The sequence below is a fragment of the Rhodopseudomonas sp. BR0M22 genome (assembly GCF_010907035.1).
GTDB lineage: Bacteria > Pseudomonadota > Alphaproteobacteria > Rhizobiales > Xanthobacteraceae > Rhodopseudomonas.
In genome coordinates this window covers 36,156-52,980 of sequence record NZ_QUMK01000014.1, presented here as the reverse complement: position 1 = coordinate 52,980, position 16,825 = coordinate 36,156, and the positions used below count along the sequence as shown (strand labels likewise).

The window sequence follows — 16,825 nt, the reverse complement described above, 5'->3', positions numbered from 1 at the left end:
TCGCAGACCGGCCGACGGCGTGCGCCCGATTGTCGCGATGGATAGCCAGGCGGCCGCAACACCGCCTTGTTTGCTCTCGATAGACGGCAGCCAATGTCGCTTAGCAGGTGATACATGATCGATCGGCGTGAATTGATGAAGGCGGCGGCGGGCGCCGCCGGATTGGGCTTGTTCAGCGGCTCTGCCGCGCTGGCAGCCGAGGCATTGTCCGAACCATGCGCGCGGCTCGAAGCCGAAAGCGGCGGCCGGCTGGGCGTCGGTGTGCTCGACACCGCAAGCGGTCGCACGATCGGTCATCGTCTCGACGAGCGGTTTCCGATGTGCAGCACCTTCAAGGTGCTGGCAGCCGGTCTGGTGCTGGCGCGGGTCGACCGCAAGCAGGAAAGCCTCGACCGCCGGGTCAGCTACGCGAAATCCGACCTCGTCACCTATTCGCCGGCGACCGAGAAACACGTCGAGGGCGGCATGACGATCGCCGAGCTGTGCGAGGCCGCGATCACGTTGAGCGACAACACAGCCGGCAATCTGTTGCTGGCGAGCTTCGGCGGTCCGGCCGGTCTCACCACGTTTGCCCGCTCGCTCGGCGACGACACCACGCGGCTCGACCGCATCGAAACCGAACTCAACGAAGCCCTGCCGGGCGATCCGCGCGACACTACGTCGCCGCGGGCGATGGCGCAGGATCTGCGCGCGCTCACGCTCGGCGATGCGTTGTCGCCCGCGTCGCGCGCGCAACTGATCACTTGGCTGAAAGCCAACACCACGGGCGGCACGCGCTTGCGCGCCGGCGTGCCGACGGGCTGGACCGTCGGCGACAAGACCGGCACCGGCGATCGCGGCACCGCTAATGACGTTGCGGTGATATGGCCGCCGCAGCGCGCGCCGCTGATCGTCACCGTGTATCTCACCGGCGCAACGGTAGCGCGCGATCAGCAGAACAAAATCATCGCCGATGTCGGCGCCGAAGTCGTGCGGGCGTTCGCCAAATAGAACAGCTCTGCCGGGCTCCTCGACATGAGGACGCGGTGTTCTTGGACGGCCTCGTCCGCCCCGCGCTATCCCAGGAAGTACATCGCGCCGCGATAGCAGACGTACAGGCCGACCGCGATCACCACGACGGAAAACACGCTGCGCAGCACCTTGTCGTGGCCGCCGATCAGCTTGCCGGTGCCGATGCCGATCAGGCCGCCGAGCAGGCCGCCGCCGATGAAGGTGCCGGCGAGCCGCCAGTCGATCAGTCCGGACAGCGCGTAGCTGGTCGCCGTCGAGGCTCCGAACGCCACCACGGCGACCAGCGAGGTGCCGATCGCCGAGGTCAGCGGCATTCCGGTGGCGAGGATCAGGCCCGGCACGATCAGGAAGCCGCCGCCGATGCCGAAGAACCCGGCGAGCAGTCCGACGCCGAACCCGGTGCCGATCAGCCGCGGCAGCATCGCCTTGGCGTTGGCCAGCGTCAGCCTCACCAACGGATCGCCGCCGCCGCTGCGCTTGCGCGACATCAGCGTGCCGATCACGATCATCAGCAGCCCGAACAGGATCAGCAGCTTCTGGCCGTCGATCTGCTTGGCGATGGTGGCGCCCGCGAACGCGCCGCCGATTCCCGCCGCCGAAAACACGATCGCGCAGGCCCAGCGCACATTGCCGGCGGCCCAATGCGACAGCATGTTGGCGAGCGCGCTGATCGCCACCGCGATCGACGAGGTGCCGATCGCCATGTGCGGCGAGCGCACCCCGACTACGTAGACCAGCAGCGGCACCGCCAGCACCGAGCCGCCGCCGCCGATCAGCGCCAGGATGAAGCCGACCAGGCCGCCGCAGGCGACCGTGACGATGTCAGAGGTGACGATATTCGGCAGCATGAAATTCTATGAATGAGCGCTTGCGCATATAGAATATGCTAATAAATGTGACTCGCGCGCAATAGTCATTCTACCGGATCAGGACAATCGCTCGTGACCAGCCCCTCACCGGCCATCCGTGCCTTCTTCGACGAGCCGACCAACACGGTCAGCTATCTGGTGTCCGATCCTGCGAGCGGCCGTGCCGCGGTGATCGATCCGGTGCTGGACTTCGACCACCGCGACGGGTCGGTCGATATCCGCTCGGTCGAGACCATCCTGGCCGCCGCCCGCGATGCCGGGCTGACGATCGACTGGGTGCTCGAGACCCACGCTCATGCCGACCACCTCTCCGGGGCGCCCTACATCAAGGCGAAGACCGGCGCCAAGATCGGGATCGGCGAGCACATCAAGGACGTGCAGAAGATCTTCCGCCCGCTGTTCAACGCCGACGATCTGCGCACCGACGGCAGCGATTTCGATCATCTGTTCACGGACGGCGAGCGGTTCACGATCGGCGGCCTCGAGGTCGACGTGATGCACACGCCGGGGCATACGCCGGCCGATATCGCCTATCGTATCGCCGATGCGGTGTTCGTCGGTGACACGCTGTTCATGCCTGACTACGGCACGGCGCGGGCCGACTTCCCGGGCGGCGACGCCCACCAGCTCTATCGCTCGATCCAGAAGCTGTTGGCGCTGCCGCCGCAGACCCGGCTGTTCATGTGCCACGACTACAAGGCGCCGGGCCGCGACACCTATGTCTGGGAGACCACCGTTCAGGCGCAGCGCGACGGCAACGTGCATCTGCGCGGCGGCGTCACCGAGGACGAGTTCGTCGCGATGCGGACCAAGCGGGACGCGACCCTGAAGGCGCCGACGCTGCTGCTGCCGTCGATCCAGGTCAACATCCGCGCCGGCCGCTTTCCGAAGGCGGAGCAGAACGGCGTGCACTATCTGCTGCTGCCGGTGCGCCCGCGCGCCGGCGCAGAAAACGCCGTGAACTGAGGCCCGGTCGGTGCCGATCGCCGGCGCTGCGGCAATGCGCCCGCGCTGCTGCCGCCAATTCTTAACGCTGCGTTAACCCGAAGCGGTGTGGAGTCCGGGCGTCGAATGTCCCATGGCACGGAGAGCACGATGGGCGACATCCTGAGCGCGATCGCGACCGGCTACAGTCAGGCGGGTCTGCTCAATCCGTCGCGAACGCCGTATAAGAACGTCGATCCCGAGGCCTACAAGGGCACCTGGAGCGGGACCTATTCGAACACCAAGAAGTTCGCCATCACGGTGTCGAACGTCCAGGGCTTTCGCGCCCAGGTGAAGTATCAGAGCGAAGGCACGCTCAAGTACCAGAACGTTCTGATCAAGGACAACTCGTTCCGCGTCGGCGACACCAAGTTCACGCTCGGCAACAACGGCAGCGCCTCGATCCGCACCGCGGTGACCGATCCGGTCACCAATCAGGTCAGCCTGCTCAAGGGCACCGCCACGCGGAGCTGAGACGAAGCGCAGCCCCGCCGATGACGCCCGCGCATCATCGAGCAACAAAAAACCCCGCCGGACCCGGCGGGGTTTTGTCGTTGATAGCGCGGCGCGCCGTGATTAGTGCACGGCTTCCAGAGTCGCCTGTTCCTGCCGGGCGATCGTGCCCTTGACGGCGCTCTGCACCTTCTCGAACGCCCGCACCTCGATCTGGCGCACGCGCTCGCGCGACACGCCGAACTCGGCGGCGAGGTCTTCCAGCGTCATCGGCTCGTCGGCGAGGCGGCGGGCCTCGAAGATCCGCCGTTCGCGCGGGTTGAGCACCTGGATCGCGCCATTCAGCGCGGCCCGGCGCTGGTCGAGCTCTTCGTGCTCGGCCATCACGGCTTCCTGGCTCGGCGACTGATCGACCAGCCAGTCCTGCCATTCGCCCGGCTCGCCGTCGTCACGGATCGGCGCGTTGAGCGAGGCGTCGCCGCCGAGGCGGCGGTTCATGTCGACCACGTCCTGCTCGGTGACGCCGAGGCGGCTCGCGATCAGCTTGACCTGGTCGGGATGCAGATCGCCCTCGTCCAGCGCCGAGATCTTGCTCTTCGCCTTGCGCAGGTTGAAGAACAGCTTCTTCTGGTTCGCGGTGGTACCCATCTTCACGAGTGACCACGAACGCAGGATGTACTCTTGAATCGACGCCTTGATCCACCACATCGCGTAGGTGGCGAGGCGGAAGCCCTTCTCGGGCTCGAACCGCTTCACCGCCTGCATCAGGCCGACGTTGCCTTCGGAGACGACTTCGGAGATCGGCAGGCCATAGCCGCGATAGCCCATCGCGATCTTGGCGACGAGGCGAAGGTGGCTGGTGACGAGTTGATGCGCCGCGTCGCGATCACCGTGTTCGCGCCAGCGCTTGGCGAGCATGTACTCTTGCTCGGGCTCGAGCATCGGAAACTTGCGGATTTCCGCAAGGTAACGAGCAAGGCCGGATTCTCCGTTGAGAATCGGGAGCGTAGCAGCACGGGCCATTCAGCGCCCTCCAATTGGGTTTCAGGCCCCCGATAGCGGGCGGCCAGGCAGGCAGACCGCTGTGTCAAAGCCGACCGGCCTGCGATGTTCCGCGTTGGCTCATCCAACGCACCTGCAATATACAATAGGTTAGTCGCGCAAGTTTAGTTACGGTCTTGTCACGTCGTTGTTACGCCGCAACAACGCGCTGCAATGATTTATGTTTTCTGACTTCGCCGCGTCATTCCGTCGCGATCAAGGCGGCCTGAAGACGGGCCAGATCGGCCGGCAGGGGTGATTCCCAGGTCAGTACCTCGCCGCTCGACGGGTGCTCCAGCGTCAACAAATACGCGTGCAGCGCCTGCCGCCCGAGCTCAGCCAGCGCGGCTCGCGCCGCCGGGGCGAGCTGGTTCGCCTTGGTCTTGAAGTGCGGCCCATAGACATCGTCGCCCATCAGCGGATGGCCGAGATGCGCCAGATGGACCCTGATCTGATGCGTCCGCCCGGTCTCGAGCTGGCAGGCGATCAGCGCCGCGACCGGCTTGCCGTCCTTGCCGGCAAAGCTTTCCAGCACCTCCCAATGGGTGATCGCCTCGCGGCCGCCCTGGCGCACCGCCATCTTCTCCCGCGCATGCGGGTGGCGGTCGATCGGGGCGTCGATGGTGCCGTATTTGCGGCCCGGCACCCCCCAGACGAAGGCGAGGTAGCCGCGGCGCAGTTCCCCGGTGCGACCGTGGTCGGCGAATTGCGCGCTCAAGGACTGATGCGCCTTGTCGTTCTTGGCCGCGACCATCAGGCCGGTGGTATCTTTGTCCAGCCGGTGCACGATCCCCGGCCGCCGCACCCCGCCGATCCCGGACAGCGACGCACCGCAATGCGCGATCAGGGCGTTGACCAGGGTTCCGGTCTCGTGGCCGGCCGCCGGGTGGACCACCAGCCCGCGCGGCTTGTCGAGCACGATGATGTCGTCGTCCTCATGGACGATATCGAGCGCGATCGCCTCGCCGGCCGGCTCGGCCGGCACCGGCGGCGGCACGTCGATTGTGATCGTCTCGCCCGGGGAGGCGTGATAAGCGGGGTCGCGGACCGGGTTGCCGGCGATCGTCACCCGGCCGTCGAGGATCAGCGCCTTCAGCCGCGACCGCGACAGCTCGGGGCAGCGCGCCGCCAGCACGCGGTCGAGCCGCGGCGAGCCCTCGTCGCCGGCCACCACCACATTCACGGGATTTTCCGGCGTTTCGGCCACGATTGTACCTTCCAAAATAGCCGCCTTCAGCAGAGATTCGCATGACCGACACCGCCACGCCCGAACCCACCCCAGAGCAGGCCGCACTGTTTGCGCGGGTTCGGCGGATGATGCTGATCGCGGGCCTGACCACGACGCTGGCGGTGGCCGCGGTGTTGATCGCCATCGGCTATAGGCTTTTCCGCGCCGAGGGAAGCGCGCCGGCCGCCACCGAGCACACCCTGCGGCTGCCGAAGGGCGCCCGCGTGGTCTCGACCGCCTCCGCCGGCGACTATGTGGTCGTCACCCTCGACATCGGCGGCGCCACCGAACTGCGCACCTTCGACGCCAAGACGCTGAAACCGACCGGCCGCCTGACCTTCGCGACTGAACCGTAGGCGACGGGGCGTCGTTCGTTCGGCCCCGTCGGCCGTCTTGAAGACGAGCGCCTTGCCTGTAGATCGATGCCCTGCCCCACCTACCGTCGTCATGGCCGGGCTCGACCCGCCTGCGCGGACGAAACCGCTTCGGCGCGGTGAAGGCCCGGCCATCCACGGCCACAGGCGCGACCATTCTTTAAGGATGGATGCCCGGGTCGAGCCCGGGCATGACGGATTTCGGAAAAGACCGCCCCCGATCTTGCGGCGGCGCGGTTTCGCGGCTATTGGTGCGGCCCTCACGCTCCCTTCGTCTAGCGGTTAGGACGCGGCCCTCTCAAGGCTGAAACAGGGGTTCGATTCCCCTAGGGAGCGCCAGTCTCGTTCAAATATCCGAGCACCTGCCCTCGTGACGCGCGTTCCAGCGCTCACGGCCGCGTTCGGCTTCCCGCTCGATCCCCGCCGCCACCACCGCCGCCTGATCCGCCGCGACCGGCCGTGAGAACGCGTAGCCCTGGACGAAGTCGCAGTCGAATGCGGCGAGCAGGTCGACTTCGGCCTGCAACTCGGCGCCTTCAGCGACCACGCTCATGCCGAGGCCGTGCGACAGCGCGATGATGCCGCCGAGCAGTTTGCGCTTCTCTGGCGCGGTGGCGATGCCGTCGACGAAGCTGCGGTCGATCTTCAGGCGGTTGAACGGCAGGCGCGTCAGATAGCCGAGCGACGAATAGCCGGAGCCGAAATCGTCGAGCGCGAGCTGGATGCCGAGCTTCGACAGCGCCGCGAGCGTCGTGCTGACCTTCTGCTTGGTATGATCGACGAACAGATTCTCGGTCAGCTCCAGGCACAGCAGCTCCGGCGGCAGACCGGTGTCGGCCAGCACCGTGGCGACGACTTTCTCGAAATCGCCGTTCCAGATCTGCGCCGGTGAGACATTCACCGAGATGGACCTGGCCGGCAGTCCGGCGTCCAGCCAGTCGCGCATCTGCCTGCAGGCGTCGCGCAGCACCCAATGGCCGAGATCGACGATCAGGCCGGTGCTTTCCGCGATCGGAATGAACTCCGATGGCGAAATCGGCCCGCGTTCGGGGTGGCTCCACCGCAGCAGCGCCTCGAAACCGATCACGCGGCCGGTCTTGAGATCGATCTGTGGCTGGTAGTGCGTCTCGAGGCCGCCGCTGTCGACGGCGTGGCGCAGGCGCCGGCCGAGGTCGAGCTTCTGGTCGACCGCCTCGGCGTACATCGGCTCGAACAGCTGAGCCCGGCCGCGTCCGGCCTCCTTGGCCATATAGAGCGCCAGGTCGGCATTGCGCGACGCCTTCTCGGCCGTCGCTCCATGTTCTGGTAACAGCGCGATGCCGATGGTGGCGCCAATGCAGGCCTCGCCTTCGGTGAGTTCGACCGGGACTGATAGTCTTGCGATCAAGCGGTCAGCCAGGGCGATCGGCGCTTCGCCAGATGGATTCGGACTGTGTGTCAGCACCGCAAATTCGTCGCCGCCGATCCGGGCGATGAAGGCCTGCGGGTCCAGCTCCCGCCGCAACACGCCGGCGACATGGATCAGCAGGCTGTCGCCGGTGGAGTGCCCCAGCGAATCGTTGACCTCCTTGAAGCGATCAAGGTCGATCAGATACAGCGCGGTGTGTCCGTGTTCCGAGAGGGGCGCCTCGAAAAGCTCGGCGAGCCTGCGCTTGAACAGCGCCCGATTGGCGAGTCCCGTCAGAGGGTCGGTATAGGCGAGCCGCTCGAGCCGGCGCTCGGCCTCCTTGCGCTCGGTGACGTCTTGGGCGGTCCCGACCAGGCCGACGATCTGTCCGTTCGCGATCTCGGCCTTGCAGATGATCGCCAGATCGCGCGGCGCGCCGTCGGTGTGCAGGACTTGGATGTCGGTGGCTTCGGTCTTGCTGGTGCGCAGGACCCGGTCCTGCAGCTTCAGAAGACGTTGAGCATCGTCGCCCAGAAAATAGGACGTCGTGTTTTCGTAGGTCGGTTCGAAGGCGTCCGGCTCCAAGCCGAGAAGCTGATAAAGGTCGGGCGACCAGACAGTTCGGCCGGTGTCCAGCCGGTGATGCCAGGTTCCGATCTTGCCGAGCCGATGGGCTTCTTCCAGCGCGCGCGTGCGCTGGTCGAGCAAGGTGCGGGCGACCTCGAGCTGGGTGATGTCACTCGCCGTGCCGCGATAGCCCAGGAAGGTTCCGTTATCGGCAAAGATAGGCTTGCCGCTGGTGCTGATACTGATCCGCGAGCCATCATCCCCGATCGAGGTGTAGACGAAGTCGCGGAAGGCGCGATGGGCTTCCATGTCGGCCCTGTGCAGCGCCATGGCGCCTTCGTCTTCGGGCGCGCAGGACAGCTCCCAACGCGCCTTCCCGCCGGACGCGACGGTCTGCAGGGCCGCATTGCCGTCGATTGAATCCGGATGCGGCAGCAGCCGATGGTCGGGGCCGCTCTCCCAGCACCAATCCGACGCGGTGCCGACGAAATCCGCCAGCCGCTGTTCGCTCTCGGCAAGTTGCCGAAGAGCAGAGGTTTCCGGCGTGACGTCGCGGACAATGCCGAACACCCGCTGGACCTGACCGTCTGCGTCAAACTCCGGTTCGCCGTGCACGACGCAATCGAACTGACTGCCGTCGGACTTGAGAAGTTTCGTCTCCACCGCGAAGGGCCGCCCCTCCGCCCAGCATGCGGCGTAATGCGCCTGCAAGTCATCGCGGTCATCGGTCCGATCGCGGTCGCGGGGCGCCGCCAGCGGAGCCGGCGCATTCGGCGTCTCGAACTCGTAGAGGGCGGCGAAATCGGGCGACATCCAGAAGTCGGTTGCGGCGGCGCTGTACGATTCCCAGTACGCGACACGAGCCATTCGCATCGCCCGACGCAGCGACCACTCCTGATGCCACCCCCGCGGTTCTCGTGGGTAGCGCTGCCGCAATGACGCCCCCCGAACGGTCATCTCTCCCCACCGAAGACCCATGCACACTATGATACAGTCGTAACATGATGCGGCTGGGTCGCAGAGCGGCAAGTGTCGATTCGATCAGCGCGCTCACCATCGTGGTGTAAATTGCGTGAACCTAGGCGGGAACCGGGCGAAGGCCGGGCGTGTAGATCAAAATTGCACACTCAGTTTGGGATTGGTCGAGTCGTGTCTCCGCCGATCATGTCGGCTTTCGCGTAACTGACAGCGCTCCCAACAAATCCTCACGTAAGTCCTCATAGTCCTCCAGCCCCACCGAGAGCCGGATCAGTCCGTCGGTGAATCCGTGCCGCGCGCGTTCGGCCGGATCGTAGGTCGCGTGGGTCATGCTGGCCGGGTGCTGGATCAGCGTTTCGGCGTCGCCGAGACTGACCGCGCGGGTCGCGAGCTTCACCCGGTCCATGAAGTTGCGGCCGGCTTCCAGTCCGCCTTTGAGTTCGAGCGCGATCATGCCGCCCATGGCGCGCATCTGCTGCTGTGCGAGCTTGCGCTGCGGATGGCTGTCGAGGCCGGGGTAGTACACCGCGGCGACCGCGGGATGCGCCTCGAGATCGTGCGCGAGCTTTGCGGCCGTGGCGCTGTGGCGGTCCATCCGAAGGTTCAGCGTCTTCAGGCCACGCAGGATCAGGAAGGCGTCAAACGCCGAGATACAGGCGCCGTTCAGTTCCTTGATGCCGGTGAAGCGGAGCTGATCGATGATCGCCTTCGGCCCCACCACCGCGCCGGCGAGGAGATCGCCGTGGCCGCCGAGATACTTGGTGGCCGAATGGGTGACGAGATCGGCGCCGAGATCGAGCGGGCGTTGCAGGTAAGGCGTGCAGTACGTGTTGTCGACGACGAGGCGGATACCGGCGCGGCGGCACACGTCCGCGCACGCCGCGATATCGACCAGCCGCATGTTCGGATTGGTCGGGGTTTCGGTGAACACCAGCCTGGTATTGGCGGCGAGCGCCGCCTGCAGGTTGGCCGGGTCGGTGAGGTCCGCGAAGGTCACCTGAATGCCGAACCGCGGCAGATGATGTTCGAACAGCCCGAAGGTGCAGCCGTACAGCATCTGGTCGGCGACGATGTGGTCGCCGGTCTTCAGCAGTGTCCAGATCAGTGCCGTCAGGGCGCCGACCCCCGACGAGGTGGCGAGCGCGGCCTCACCGCCCTCCAGCGCCGCCAGCCGGCTCTCCAGCACCGCCACGGTCGGATTGCCGACGCGGCTGTAGACAAAACCCTCGGCCTCGCCGGCAAACCGCGCCGCGCCCTCGGCGGCGCTGGCGAAGGCGTAAGTCGAGGTCAGGAACAGCGGCGGGTTCAGGGCGCCGTGATGCGCCAGCGGATCGTAGCCGTGGTGGATCGCGGTGGTGGCAAAGCCGGGCGGGCGCGTGGGTTCGGTCATGGCGGGCTCCTTTGCGCGCAGTATGGCCCGAAACCTGCCGTCGAACTTGCCAATCATGCCACTTCAGGCGTAGCAATTAGCAATCTTCATCATTTTGCTGCGCAACATATGCAGAATTCTGCCAAAATTGCCTTGGACGCGACCGACCTGAAGATCCTCGCCGAGCTACAGGCCGATGCCCGGATTCCCAATATCGTGCTGGCCGAAAAGGTCGGGCTGTCGCCGTCGCCGTGCTCGCGGCGGGTCAAGCTGCTGGAGCAGGCCGGCGTGCTGGCGAGCTACCGGGCGCTGGTCGATCGCACCGCAGTCGGCCTGGCGGTGACGGCGTTCGCCTTCATTCGGGTCGAGCGGCATTCCCGCGACAATGCCGAGAGCTTCATCGCCGCGGTGCAGACCATGAAGGAAGTGGTCGCCTGCCATCTGGTGTCGGGCGACAGCGACTTCCTGCTCGAAGTGGTGGTGCCGGATATCGCCAGCTACGAGGCGACCGTGCTGCGCGGCTTACTGGCGCTGCCGACGGTGCGGGACATCCGCACCTCGTTCGCGATGCGCAGCTACAAGCTCAGCGGACCGCTGCCACTGCCGGCGGCATGATCACGCCGGCAGGTGCTGCCGCACCCAGCGCACGATCTCGCCCGCCGGCATCGCGCCGGAGGTGCGGGCGCGCTCGCGGCCGTTGTCGAACAGGATCATGGTCGGGATGCCCTGGATGCCGAGCCGGGCGGCGATCTGCTGTTCGTTGTCGGAGTTCAGCTTGATCAGCCGAACTTGCGGCTCCAGCTCGCGCGCCGCCTGCTCATAGGCCGGCGCCATCGCCCGGCACGGCCCGCACCACGGCGCCCAGACATCGACCAGCACCGGCACGCTGCTACGCGATACCTGTTTGTCGAACAGATCGCCGCCGACGTCGGCGGGATGGCCTTCGAACAGCTTATTGCCGCACTTGCCGCATTTGCCGTCCTGCGCCGGACGTTGCTCCGGCAGCCGGTTGACGCCGCCGCAATGCGTGCACACCACCAGATGATCGGACATGGTCGGATCCTCCTCGCCGACAGATGTAGTGGTCGTCTGCGTCATTGCGAGGAGCAAAGCGACGAAGCAATCCAGGTCACGCTGCGCGGCCTCTGGATTGCTGCGCTGCGCACGCAATGACGGGGGCGAGACTTTGCTACGGCACCAGCACGGCGGCGCCGAGCAGTTCGCCGGCGCGGAGCTTGCCGAGCACGGCGCCAGCCTCGCGCAGCGGGAAGGCGTGGGTCTCGGTCTTGATGCCGGCGCGCGCCGCGACGTCGAGGAAGTCGACACCGTCCTGCCGGGTCAAATTGGCGACGGAAACCAGCTGGCGCTCCTCCCACAGCAAGTCATACGGAAAGCTCGGGATGTCGCTCATATGGATGCCGGCGCACACCACGCGGCCGCCTTTGCGCACTGCCTTCAGCGCCGCCGGCACCAGGCTGCCGACCGGCGCGTAGATGATCGCAGCATCGAGCGGCTGCGGCGGCAGCTCCTCCGAGGCGCCGGCCCACACGGCGCCGAGGCTGCGGGCGAAGTCCTGAGCGGCGCCATCGCCGCCGCGGGTGAAGGCGTAAACCTGCCGGCCCTGCCAGCGCGCGACCTGCGCCACGATGTGGCCTGCGGCGCCGAAGCCGTAGATGCCGAGCCGCTCCGCATCGCCTGCGATCACCAGCGAGCGCCAGCCGATCAGCCCGGCGCACAGCAGCGGCGCGATCGCGACGTCATCGCCGACCTCGCCGAGCGGAAATGCGTAGCGCGCGTCGGCGATGGCGTGGGTCGCAAAGCCGCCGTCGCGGGTGTAGCCGGTGAACAGCGGCGAATCGCACAGGTTCTCCATGCCGCTTCGGCAATAGCGGCACACCCCGCAGGTGTGACCCAGCCAGGGAATGCCGACGCGGTCGCCGATCCGGTGGGTGGTGACGCCGGCGCCGACCGCAGCGACGCGGCCGACGATCTCGTGGCCGGGAATAATCGGGTAGCGAATGTTCGGTAATTCGCCGTCGAGAACGTGCAGGTCGGTGCGGCACACGCCGCAGGCGCTCACCGTCACCAGCACCTCGCCGTCACCCGGCTTTGGCGTGTCGCGTGACTGCCATTGCAGCGCTGCACCCGGCGCCGTCAGCACCATCGCATCCATCGCGGGCCTCCAGGGTCGGAGATCGGATGCGTTCGGTTATATTGCGCCGCGCGGATCGATCAAAGCGGAGCGGATCAGCTCCGCTCGCGCGCCACCCAGTTTTCGCCTTGCTTGCGATACAGTTTCTTCACCGCCGCCCAGGCGACGCGATGCGCGGTGGCCTCTTGCTCCTCCGCGCCACGGTCCTGGTATTCGGCGAAGGCGTTGTTGAATGCGGCAATGTAGATCTCCTGCGCATGCAGCGGCAGCCGCACTTGCAGGCCCGGCGGTAGATCGTCGGTGGAAGCGTAAGGCACGCGTGCCCTCCCTGCTGGTGCCGCCGGTTCGCCGAGACCGCGGCGGCCGATGGCCCGTTATGTCACGCGCCGAAGCCGCGACCTGCGCAACGCTCGCATCCCATTGCGGCGGGCTCGCGTCGCACCGAACACCATCGCGCGCAGTCGGATGGCGGACCGGTCGCCGTTCCGGGACCGTGCGCGGCCTCGACGGCCGTTCGTCCGCGGTGCCGCGCGCGCTGATGGAGGAGCGTCGGATGTCGGCGCGATCTCCGCTACGAAAACGCGCTGCTGCCGATGTCCGGCGGGCAGACGATGTCGCAGCCTTCACCGTCGCTTGGAGGGTTGAAGGTCTGCGGCTGCGCGGCAGCGACAACATGCTCCAGATCGGCGCCGGCCCGGCCACCCCCGCTCCGCGCCGGTGATCGGCGCGCAACGAGCGATGATCGACCTTGCGGAAGATCAGCATTGCCCGATCTTCATCGGTCTAGAATAAAGGCGGTGCTAGAAGTTCGAAGATTGGCCGCTGGCGCCCGTCACGGCCTCTCATTCTCGATCCATTCGAGTCAAATCCAACAAGACGCAGCCGGGGAGCGCGACATGATCAAGGATCTCATCGTCAATCTCGAACGTAGCAAGGAGCGCCAGCAGATCGTGGATATCGCGATCGGCGTCGCCGAAATGTTCAACGCCCATGTGGCCGGTTGCTGCTTCGCCTATGATTCGTTGCCGAGCTTCACCATGCCGGACTTCCCGTCCGACGTGCTGAGCAAGATGCTGGCGGCGAGCGAGGAAGCGGCGCGCGCCGCGGTCGTGCAGTTCGAAGCCGCCTGCAAACGCGAGGGCGTCTCGGCCGAGCATCATCTGCTGGAGACCGCCTATGGCACCTCGGGACGCTTCCCCAAGATGGCGCGACGGTTCGACCTGTCGGTGATCATGCAGTCCGACGCCGAGAACGGCGACAACGACATCCTGATCGAGCAGGTGCTGTTCGATTCCGGCCGGCCGCTGCTGATCGTGCCCTACATCCAGAAGGCCGCGCCGAAACTCGATCGGGTGATCTGCTGTTGGGACGGCAGCCGCGCCGCCACGCGCGCCATCAACGACGCCAAGCCGTTCCTGCGCCGCGCCGGCCAGGTCGAGCTGCTGATCGTGCGCGACCACAAGGTGCGCGATCCCAATGAGCTGCGCGGCATCGAGATGGCCAATCACTTGGCGCGCTACGACGTCAAGGTCGACATCAAGACCATCACGGCCCCGGACATCGGCGTCGCCGCCACCATCCTGTCGCACGTCGCCGATTCGTCTGCCGATCTGCTGGTGATGGGCGGCTACGGCCACTCCCGCCTGCGCGAATTCGTGCTCGGCGGCGTCACCCGCGAGATGCTGACGTCGATGACCGTGCCGGTGCTGATGTCGCACTGAGGCGGTCGTTCGGCACTCTGGCCGAACTCCTCACCGTCATTCCGGGGCGCGCGCAGCGCGAACCCGGAATCCCGAGATTGTTGCGCACTCGGCGGTTTCCACGACGTCGGGATTCCGGGTTCGCTTGCTCACGCAAGCGCCCCGGAATGACCGCTGAAAGGCTACGCTTCGCTCGCAATCAGGGAAGTGCGTGGCGAAGTAATCCTACACGCATTGCCGAATATACGGCCGGTTGATCTCCCACAGCTCGTCCAGGATCTTCTCGGCCGCGACCGCCGAGTTGACCACCGGGTCGATCAGCAGCGCCTGCAGGGCCAGTTCTTTCGAGGCGTGGACGGCGGCCTCGACGGCGAGCTGCTGCACGCTGGCCTGCATCAGCATCAGCTTGGCGATCGGGTCGGGCAGCGGCCCGAGCGACACCGGATGCACGCCGGCGGCGTCCACTGTTACCGGGACTTCAACCGCCAGCTCGGCGGGCAGGTTGGGGATCACGCCGCGATTGAGCACGATGCCGGATTCGATGAAGCGCTTCTGGTTGTGCAGCATCGCGGCGATCACCGCGGCGCCGCGCTCGCCCGAGGGCTCGGTCCACCATTGCGGAATCGGCATGGTGCCGCCGAGCACCCCGTTCAGTTGGGTCAGAAATTCGCCGCGCCAGCGTTCGTCCTGGTCGAAATCGTAGCCCTTCTCGCCGGCTTCCCAGCCATACGGCAGATACTCGCCGAGGTGATCGTCGCTGCAGGTCAGCCAGTAGCCGAACGCGCGATACAGCCGCCGCGTGAACCGCCAGGCATCCGGATCGAAGCTCTGCTCGGCGGCGCGAAACCGCGGATACAGATCTTCCCCGGTGTCGCGGTGGCGGATCGCGGTCAAGCACTGGAAGTGATTGAGCCCGGCGCCCCACACTTCGATCTCGTCGCGCGGCATCTGCATGATGTAGGCGACCGCGTCGCGGCCCATGAAGATGCCGTGGCACAGCCCGATGTGGCGCACCTTGGTGTAGCGGCCGAGCGCCAGAATGATCCGGCTCTCGGGATTGGAGTAGTTGAGGAACAACGCGTTCGGGCACAGCTCCTCGATGTCGCGGATGAAGTCGAACACCAAGGGCAGCGTGCGCAGCGTGAAGAACAATCCGCCCGGGCCGCCGTTCTCGCCGAGGGTGTGGCGGATGCCGTGCTTCTTCGGCACCTCGAAGTCCTGCTTCCACAGCCGGTTGCGGTCGATTGCGGTGGCGTTGATGACGAAGCCGGCGCCGTCGAGTGCGGCGCGGCGGTCGGTGGTCTGTTCGATGATCAGTCCGGCGCCCGACCTCGCGTTCATCAGCTTCGCCAGCTCGGTCATTCGGCCGAGCGTTTCCGGATTGCGTCCGACCAGCGTCAGCGTCGAACCGGCCAGCACCGGCGACGCGAACAGGTCACGAAACATGCTGAGACCGAACGACGCACTGGAAGCGCCGAGGAACACGATCTTGGTGGTGTTGGCCATCTCGGCTCGTCTCCATCAGCAGGCCGATTGCCGGCATTTGACGGGCACATCTGCGCGGGCGTTGCAGCGTGGCTGCAGGCTACGGCGCTCGATGAGTGAACCGCAACGGTGCGGTCGCGATCTTGACCCCGATCAACGGCGTCGGCACATGGCCACGCCACACTGCGCCTCCCCGCCCGCCATTCGGCACTTTCAGAACCCCTCAATTCGGAGCCCGCCCCACGATGGTCGACATCGTCACCCTCACGCCCAATCCTGCGGTCGACCTGTCGACGTCGGTCGAGCGTCTGGTGCCGAGCCGCAAGCTGCGTTGCGCGGCGCAGAAGCGTGATCCCGGCGGCGGTGGCATCAACGTGGCGCGGGTGGTGAAGCGGTTCGGCGGCGACGTCGAGGCGGTGTTTCCAGCCGGCGGCTTCACCGGCAAGCTCTTGAAGCTGCTGCTCGACGAAGAGAACGTCCCGAGCCGGATCGTCGAAGCGGTGGCGGAGACGCGCGAGGACTTCTCGGTCAGCGAGAACGCGACCGGCGAACAATACCGCTTCGTGCTGCCTGGCCTGCCGCTCGCCGAGCACGAATGGCGCGGTATGCTCGATGCCTTGGCGGCAACCTCGCCGGCACCGAAGATCGTGGTCGGCAGCGGCAGCCTGCCGCCGGGCGTGCCGGTCGATTTCTACGCGCAGGCTGCCGCGGTGGCCAAGCAGCTCGGCGCCAAGTTCTTCCTCGATACCTCCGGCAAGCCGCTGACCGCGGCGCTGGCGCAGGGCGTCACCCTGATCAAGCCGAACCTGCGCGAGATGCAGGAACTCGCCGGCCGGCCGCTCGGCTGCGAGAAGGAATGGGTCGACGCCGCGCGCGCGCATATTGCGGCCGGCCAGGTCGAGATCGTGGCGCTGTCGCTCGGCCATCTCGGCGCGCTGCTGGTCACCAAGGACGAGGCGCTGCGGTCGCCGGCGCTGCCGGTGACGGCGGTGTCGACCATCGGCGCCGGCGACAGCTTCCTCGGCGCAATCGCCCACCACGTCGCACAGGGCGGCTCGATCGCGGACGCCTTCCGCCTCGGCCTCGCGGCAGCCACGGCGACCCTGACGGTCCACGGCACGCAACTATGCGGGCCCGCCGAGGTCGAGCGGCTTTACGCGCAGGTGATCATCGAGCCGATCTGAGCCAATCCTGCGTCGGCGCCTTGCCTGATCGCGCGGTTTTGCC

General features: G+C 66.6%; 16 protein-coding genes and 1 tRNA gene. 8 read left to right on the top strand and 9 right to left on the bottom strand.

What is annotated here, in order from left to right; translation table 11 throughout:
- The first annotated feature begins 135 nt into the window (after nt 1–135).
- Nucleotides 136–990: a class A beta-lactamase gene (bla, locus tag DY468_RS06540; RefSeq protein WP_502706214.1), complete on the top strand. Its 855-nt coding sequence runs from the start codon at nt 136–138 to the stop codon at nt 988–990.
- A 65-nt stretch (nt 991–1,055) separates the two neighbouring features.
- Here bla and DY468_RS06535 read toward each other — a convergent pair whose 3' ends face one another.
- Nucleotides 1,056–1,859, bottom strand: coding sequence for a sulfite exporter TauE/SafE family protein (locus tag DY468_RS06535; protein WP_164603518.1), 804 nt, complete (start codon nt 1,857–1,859; stop codon nt 1,056–1,058).
- A gap of 93 nt (nt 1,860–1,952) precedes the next feature.
- Between DY468_RS06535 and DY468_RS06530 the strand changes: the two genes are divergently transcribed.
- Nucleotides 1,953–2,846: an MBL fold metallo-hydrolase gene (locus tag DY468_RS06530; protein WP_164603516.1), complete on the top strand. Its 894-nt coding sequence runs from the start codon at nt 1,953–1,955 to the stop codon at nt 2,844–2,846.
- 129 nt (nt 2,847–2,975) lie between these two features.
- A complete protein-coding gene (locus tag DY468_RS06525; protein WP_164603514.1) occupies nt 2,976–3,338 on the top strand; it encodes a hypothetical protein in 363 nt (120 codons plus the stop codon).
- Nucleotides 3,339–3,440: 102 nt separating this feature from the next.
- Here DY468_RS06525 and rpoH read toward each other — a convergent pair whose 3' ends face one another.
- The gene (rpoH, locus tag DY468_RS06520) at nt 3,441–4,340 is read right to left on the bottom strand and encodes an RNA polymerase sigma factor RpoH (protein ID WP_164603512.1); all 900 of its coding nucleotides are present in this window, start codon (nt 4,338–4,340) and stop codon (nt 3,441–3,443) included.
- Nucleotides 4,341–4,560: 220 nt separating this feature from the next.
- Complete coding sequence (locus tag DY468_RS06515; protein WP_349644255.1) at nt 4,561–5,565, bottom strand: RluA family pseudouridine synthase; 1,005 nt, start codon at nt 5,563–5,565, stop codon at nt 4,561–4,563.
- A 41-nt stretch (nt 5,566–5,606) separates the two neighbouring features.
- Here DY468_RS06515 and DY468_RS06510 point away from each other — a divergent pair, with 41 nt between their 5' ends.
- A complete protein-coding gene (locus DY468_RS06510) occupies nt 5,607–5,942 on the top strand; it encodes a hypothetical protein (protein ID WP_205512073.1) in 336 nt (111 codons plus the stop codon).
- 282 nt (nt 5,943–6,224) lie between these two features.
- A tRNA-Glu gene (locus tag DY468_RS06505) sits at nt 6,225–6,299 on the top strand.
- 7 nt (nt 6,300–6,306) lie between these two features.
- Here DY468_RS06505 and DY468_RS06500 read toward each other — a convergent pair.
- Both DY468_RS06500 and megL read right to left on the bottom strand, forming a co-directional pair.
- The gene (locus tag DY468_RS06500) at nt 6,307–8,781 is read right to left on the bottom strand and encodes a sensor domain-containing protein (RefSeq protein ID WP_246700906.1); all 2,475 of its coding nucleotides are present in this window, start codon (nt 8,779–8,781) and stop codon (nt 6,307–6,309) included.
- Between the two features lie 295 nt (nt 8,782–9,076).
- Nucleotides 9,077–10,282 (bottom strand): methionine gamma-lyase, encoded by a 1,206-nt coding sequence (gene megL, locus DY468_RS06495; protein WP_164603508.1) that lies wholly within the window; start codon nt 10,280–10,282, stop codon nt 9,077–9,079.
- A gap of 108 nt (nt 10,283–10,390) precedes the next feature.
- Between megL and DY468_RS06490 the strand changes: the two genes are divergently transcribed.
- Nucleotides 10,391–10,876, top strand: coding sequence for an Lrp/AsnC family transcriptional regulator (locus DY468_RS06490; RefSeq protein WP_164603507.1), 486 nt, complete (start codon nt 10,391–10,393; stop codon nt 10,874–10,876).
- Here DY468_RS06490 and trxC read toward each other — a convergent pair whose 3' ends face one another.
- From trxC to DY468_RS06475, 3 genes are all read right to left on the bottom strand, one after another.
- A complete protein-coding gene (trxC, locus tag DY468_RS06485) occupies nt 10,877–11,314 on the bottom strand; it encodes a thioredoxin TrxC (protein ID WP_164603506.1) in 438 nt (145 codons plus the stop codon).
- 136 nt (nt 11,315–11,450) lie between these two features.
- Entirely contained in the window at nt 11,451–12,434 is a 984-nt protein-coding gene (locus DY468_RS06480) for a zinc-dependent alcohol dehydrogenase family protein (RefSeq protein ID WP_164603505.1), read from the bottom strand.
- A 74-nt stretch (nt 12,435–12,508) separates the two neighbouring features.
- Complete coding sequence (locus DY468_RS06475; RefSeq protein WP_164603504.1) at nt 12,509–12,730, bottom strand: ChaB family protein; 222 nt, start codon at nt 12,728–12,730, stop codon at nt 12,509–12,511.
- 579 nt (nt 12,731–13,309) lie between these two features.
- Between DY468_RS06475 and DY468_RS06470 the strand changes: the two genes are divergently transcribed.
- Nucleotides 13,310–14,134, top strand: coding sequence for a universal stress protein (locus DY468_RS06470; protein ID WP_164603503.1), 825 nt, complete (start codon nt 13,310–13,312; stop codon nt 14,132–14,134).
- Nucleotides 14,135–14,338: 204 nt separating this feature from the next.
- Here the strand turns inward: DY468_RS06470 and DY468_RS06465 are convergent, their stop codons facing one another.
- Complete coding sequence (locus tag DY468_RS06465) at nt 14,339–15,619, bottom strand: alpha-glucosidase/alpha-galactosidase (protein ID WP_164603501.1); 1,281 nt, start codon at nt 15,617–15,619, stop codon at nt 14,339–14,341.
- A 224-nt stretch (nt 15,620–15,843) separates the two neighbouring features.
- Here DY468_RS06465 and DY468_RS06460 point away from each other — a divergent pair, with 224 nt between their 5' ends.
- Nucleotides 15,844–16,782: a 1-phosphofructokinase gene (locus DY468_RS06460; protein WP_164603500.1), complete on the top strand. Its 939-nt coding sequence runs from the start codon at nt 15,844–15,846 to the stop codon at nt 16,780–16,782.
- Nucleotides 16,783–16,825: the final 43 nt, after the last annotated feature.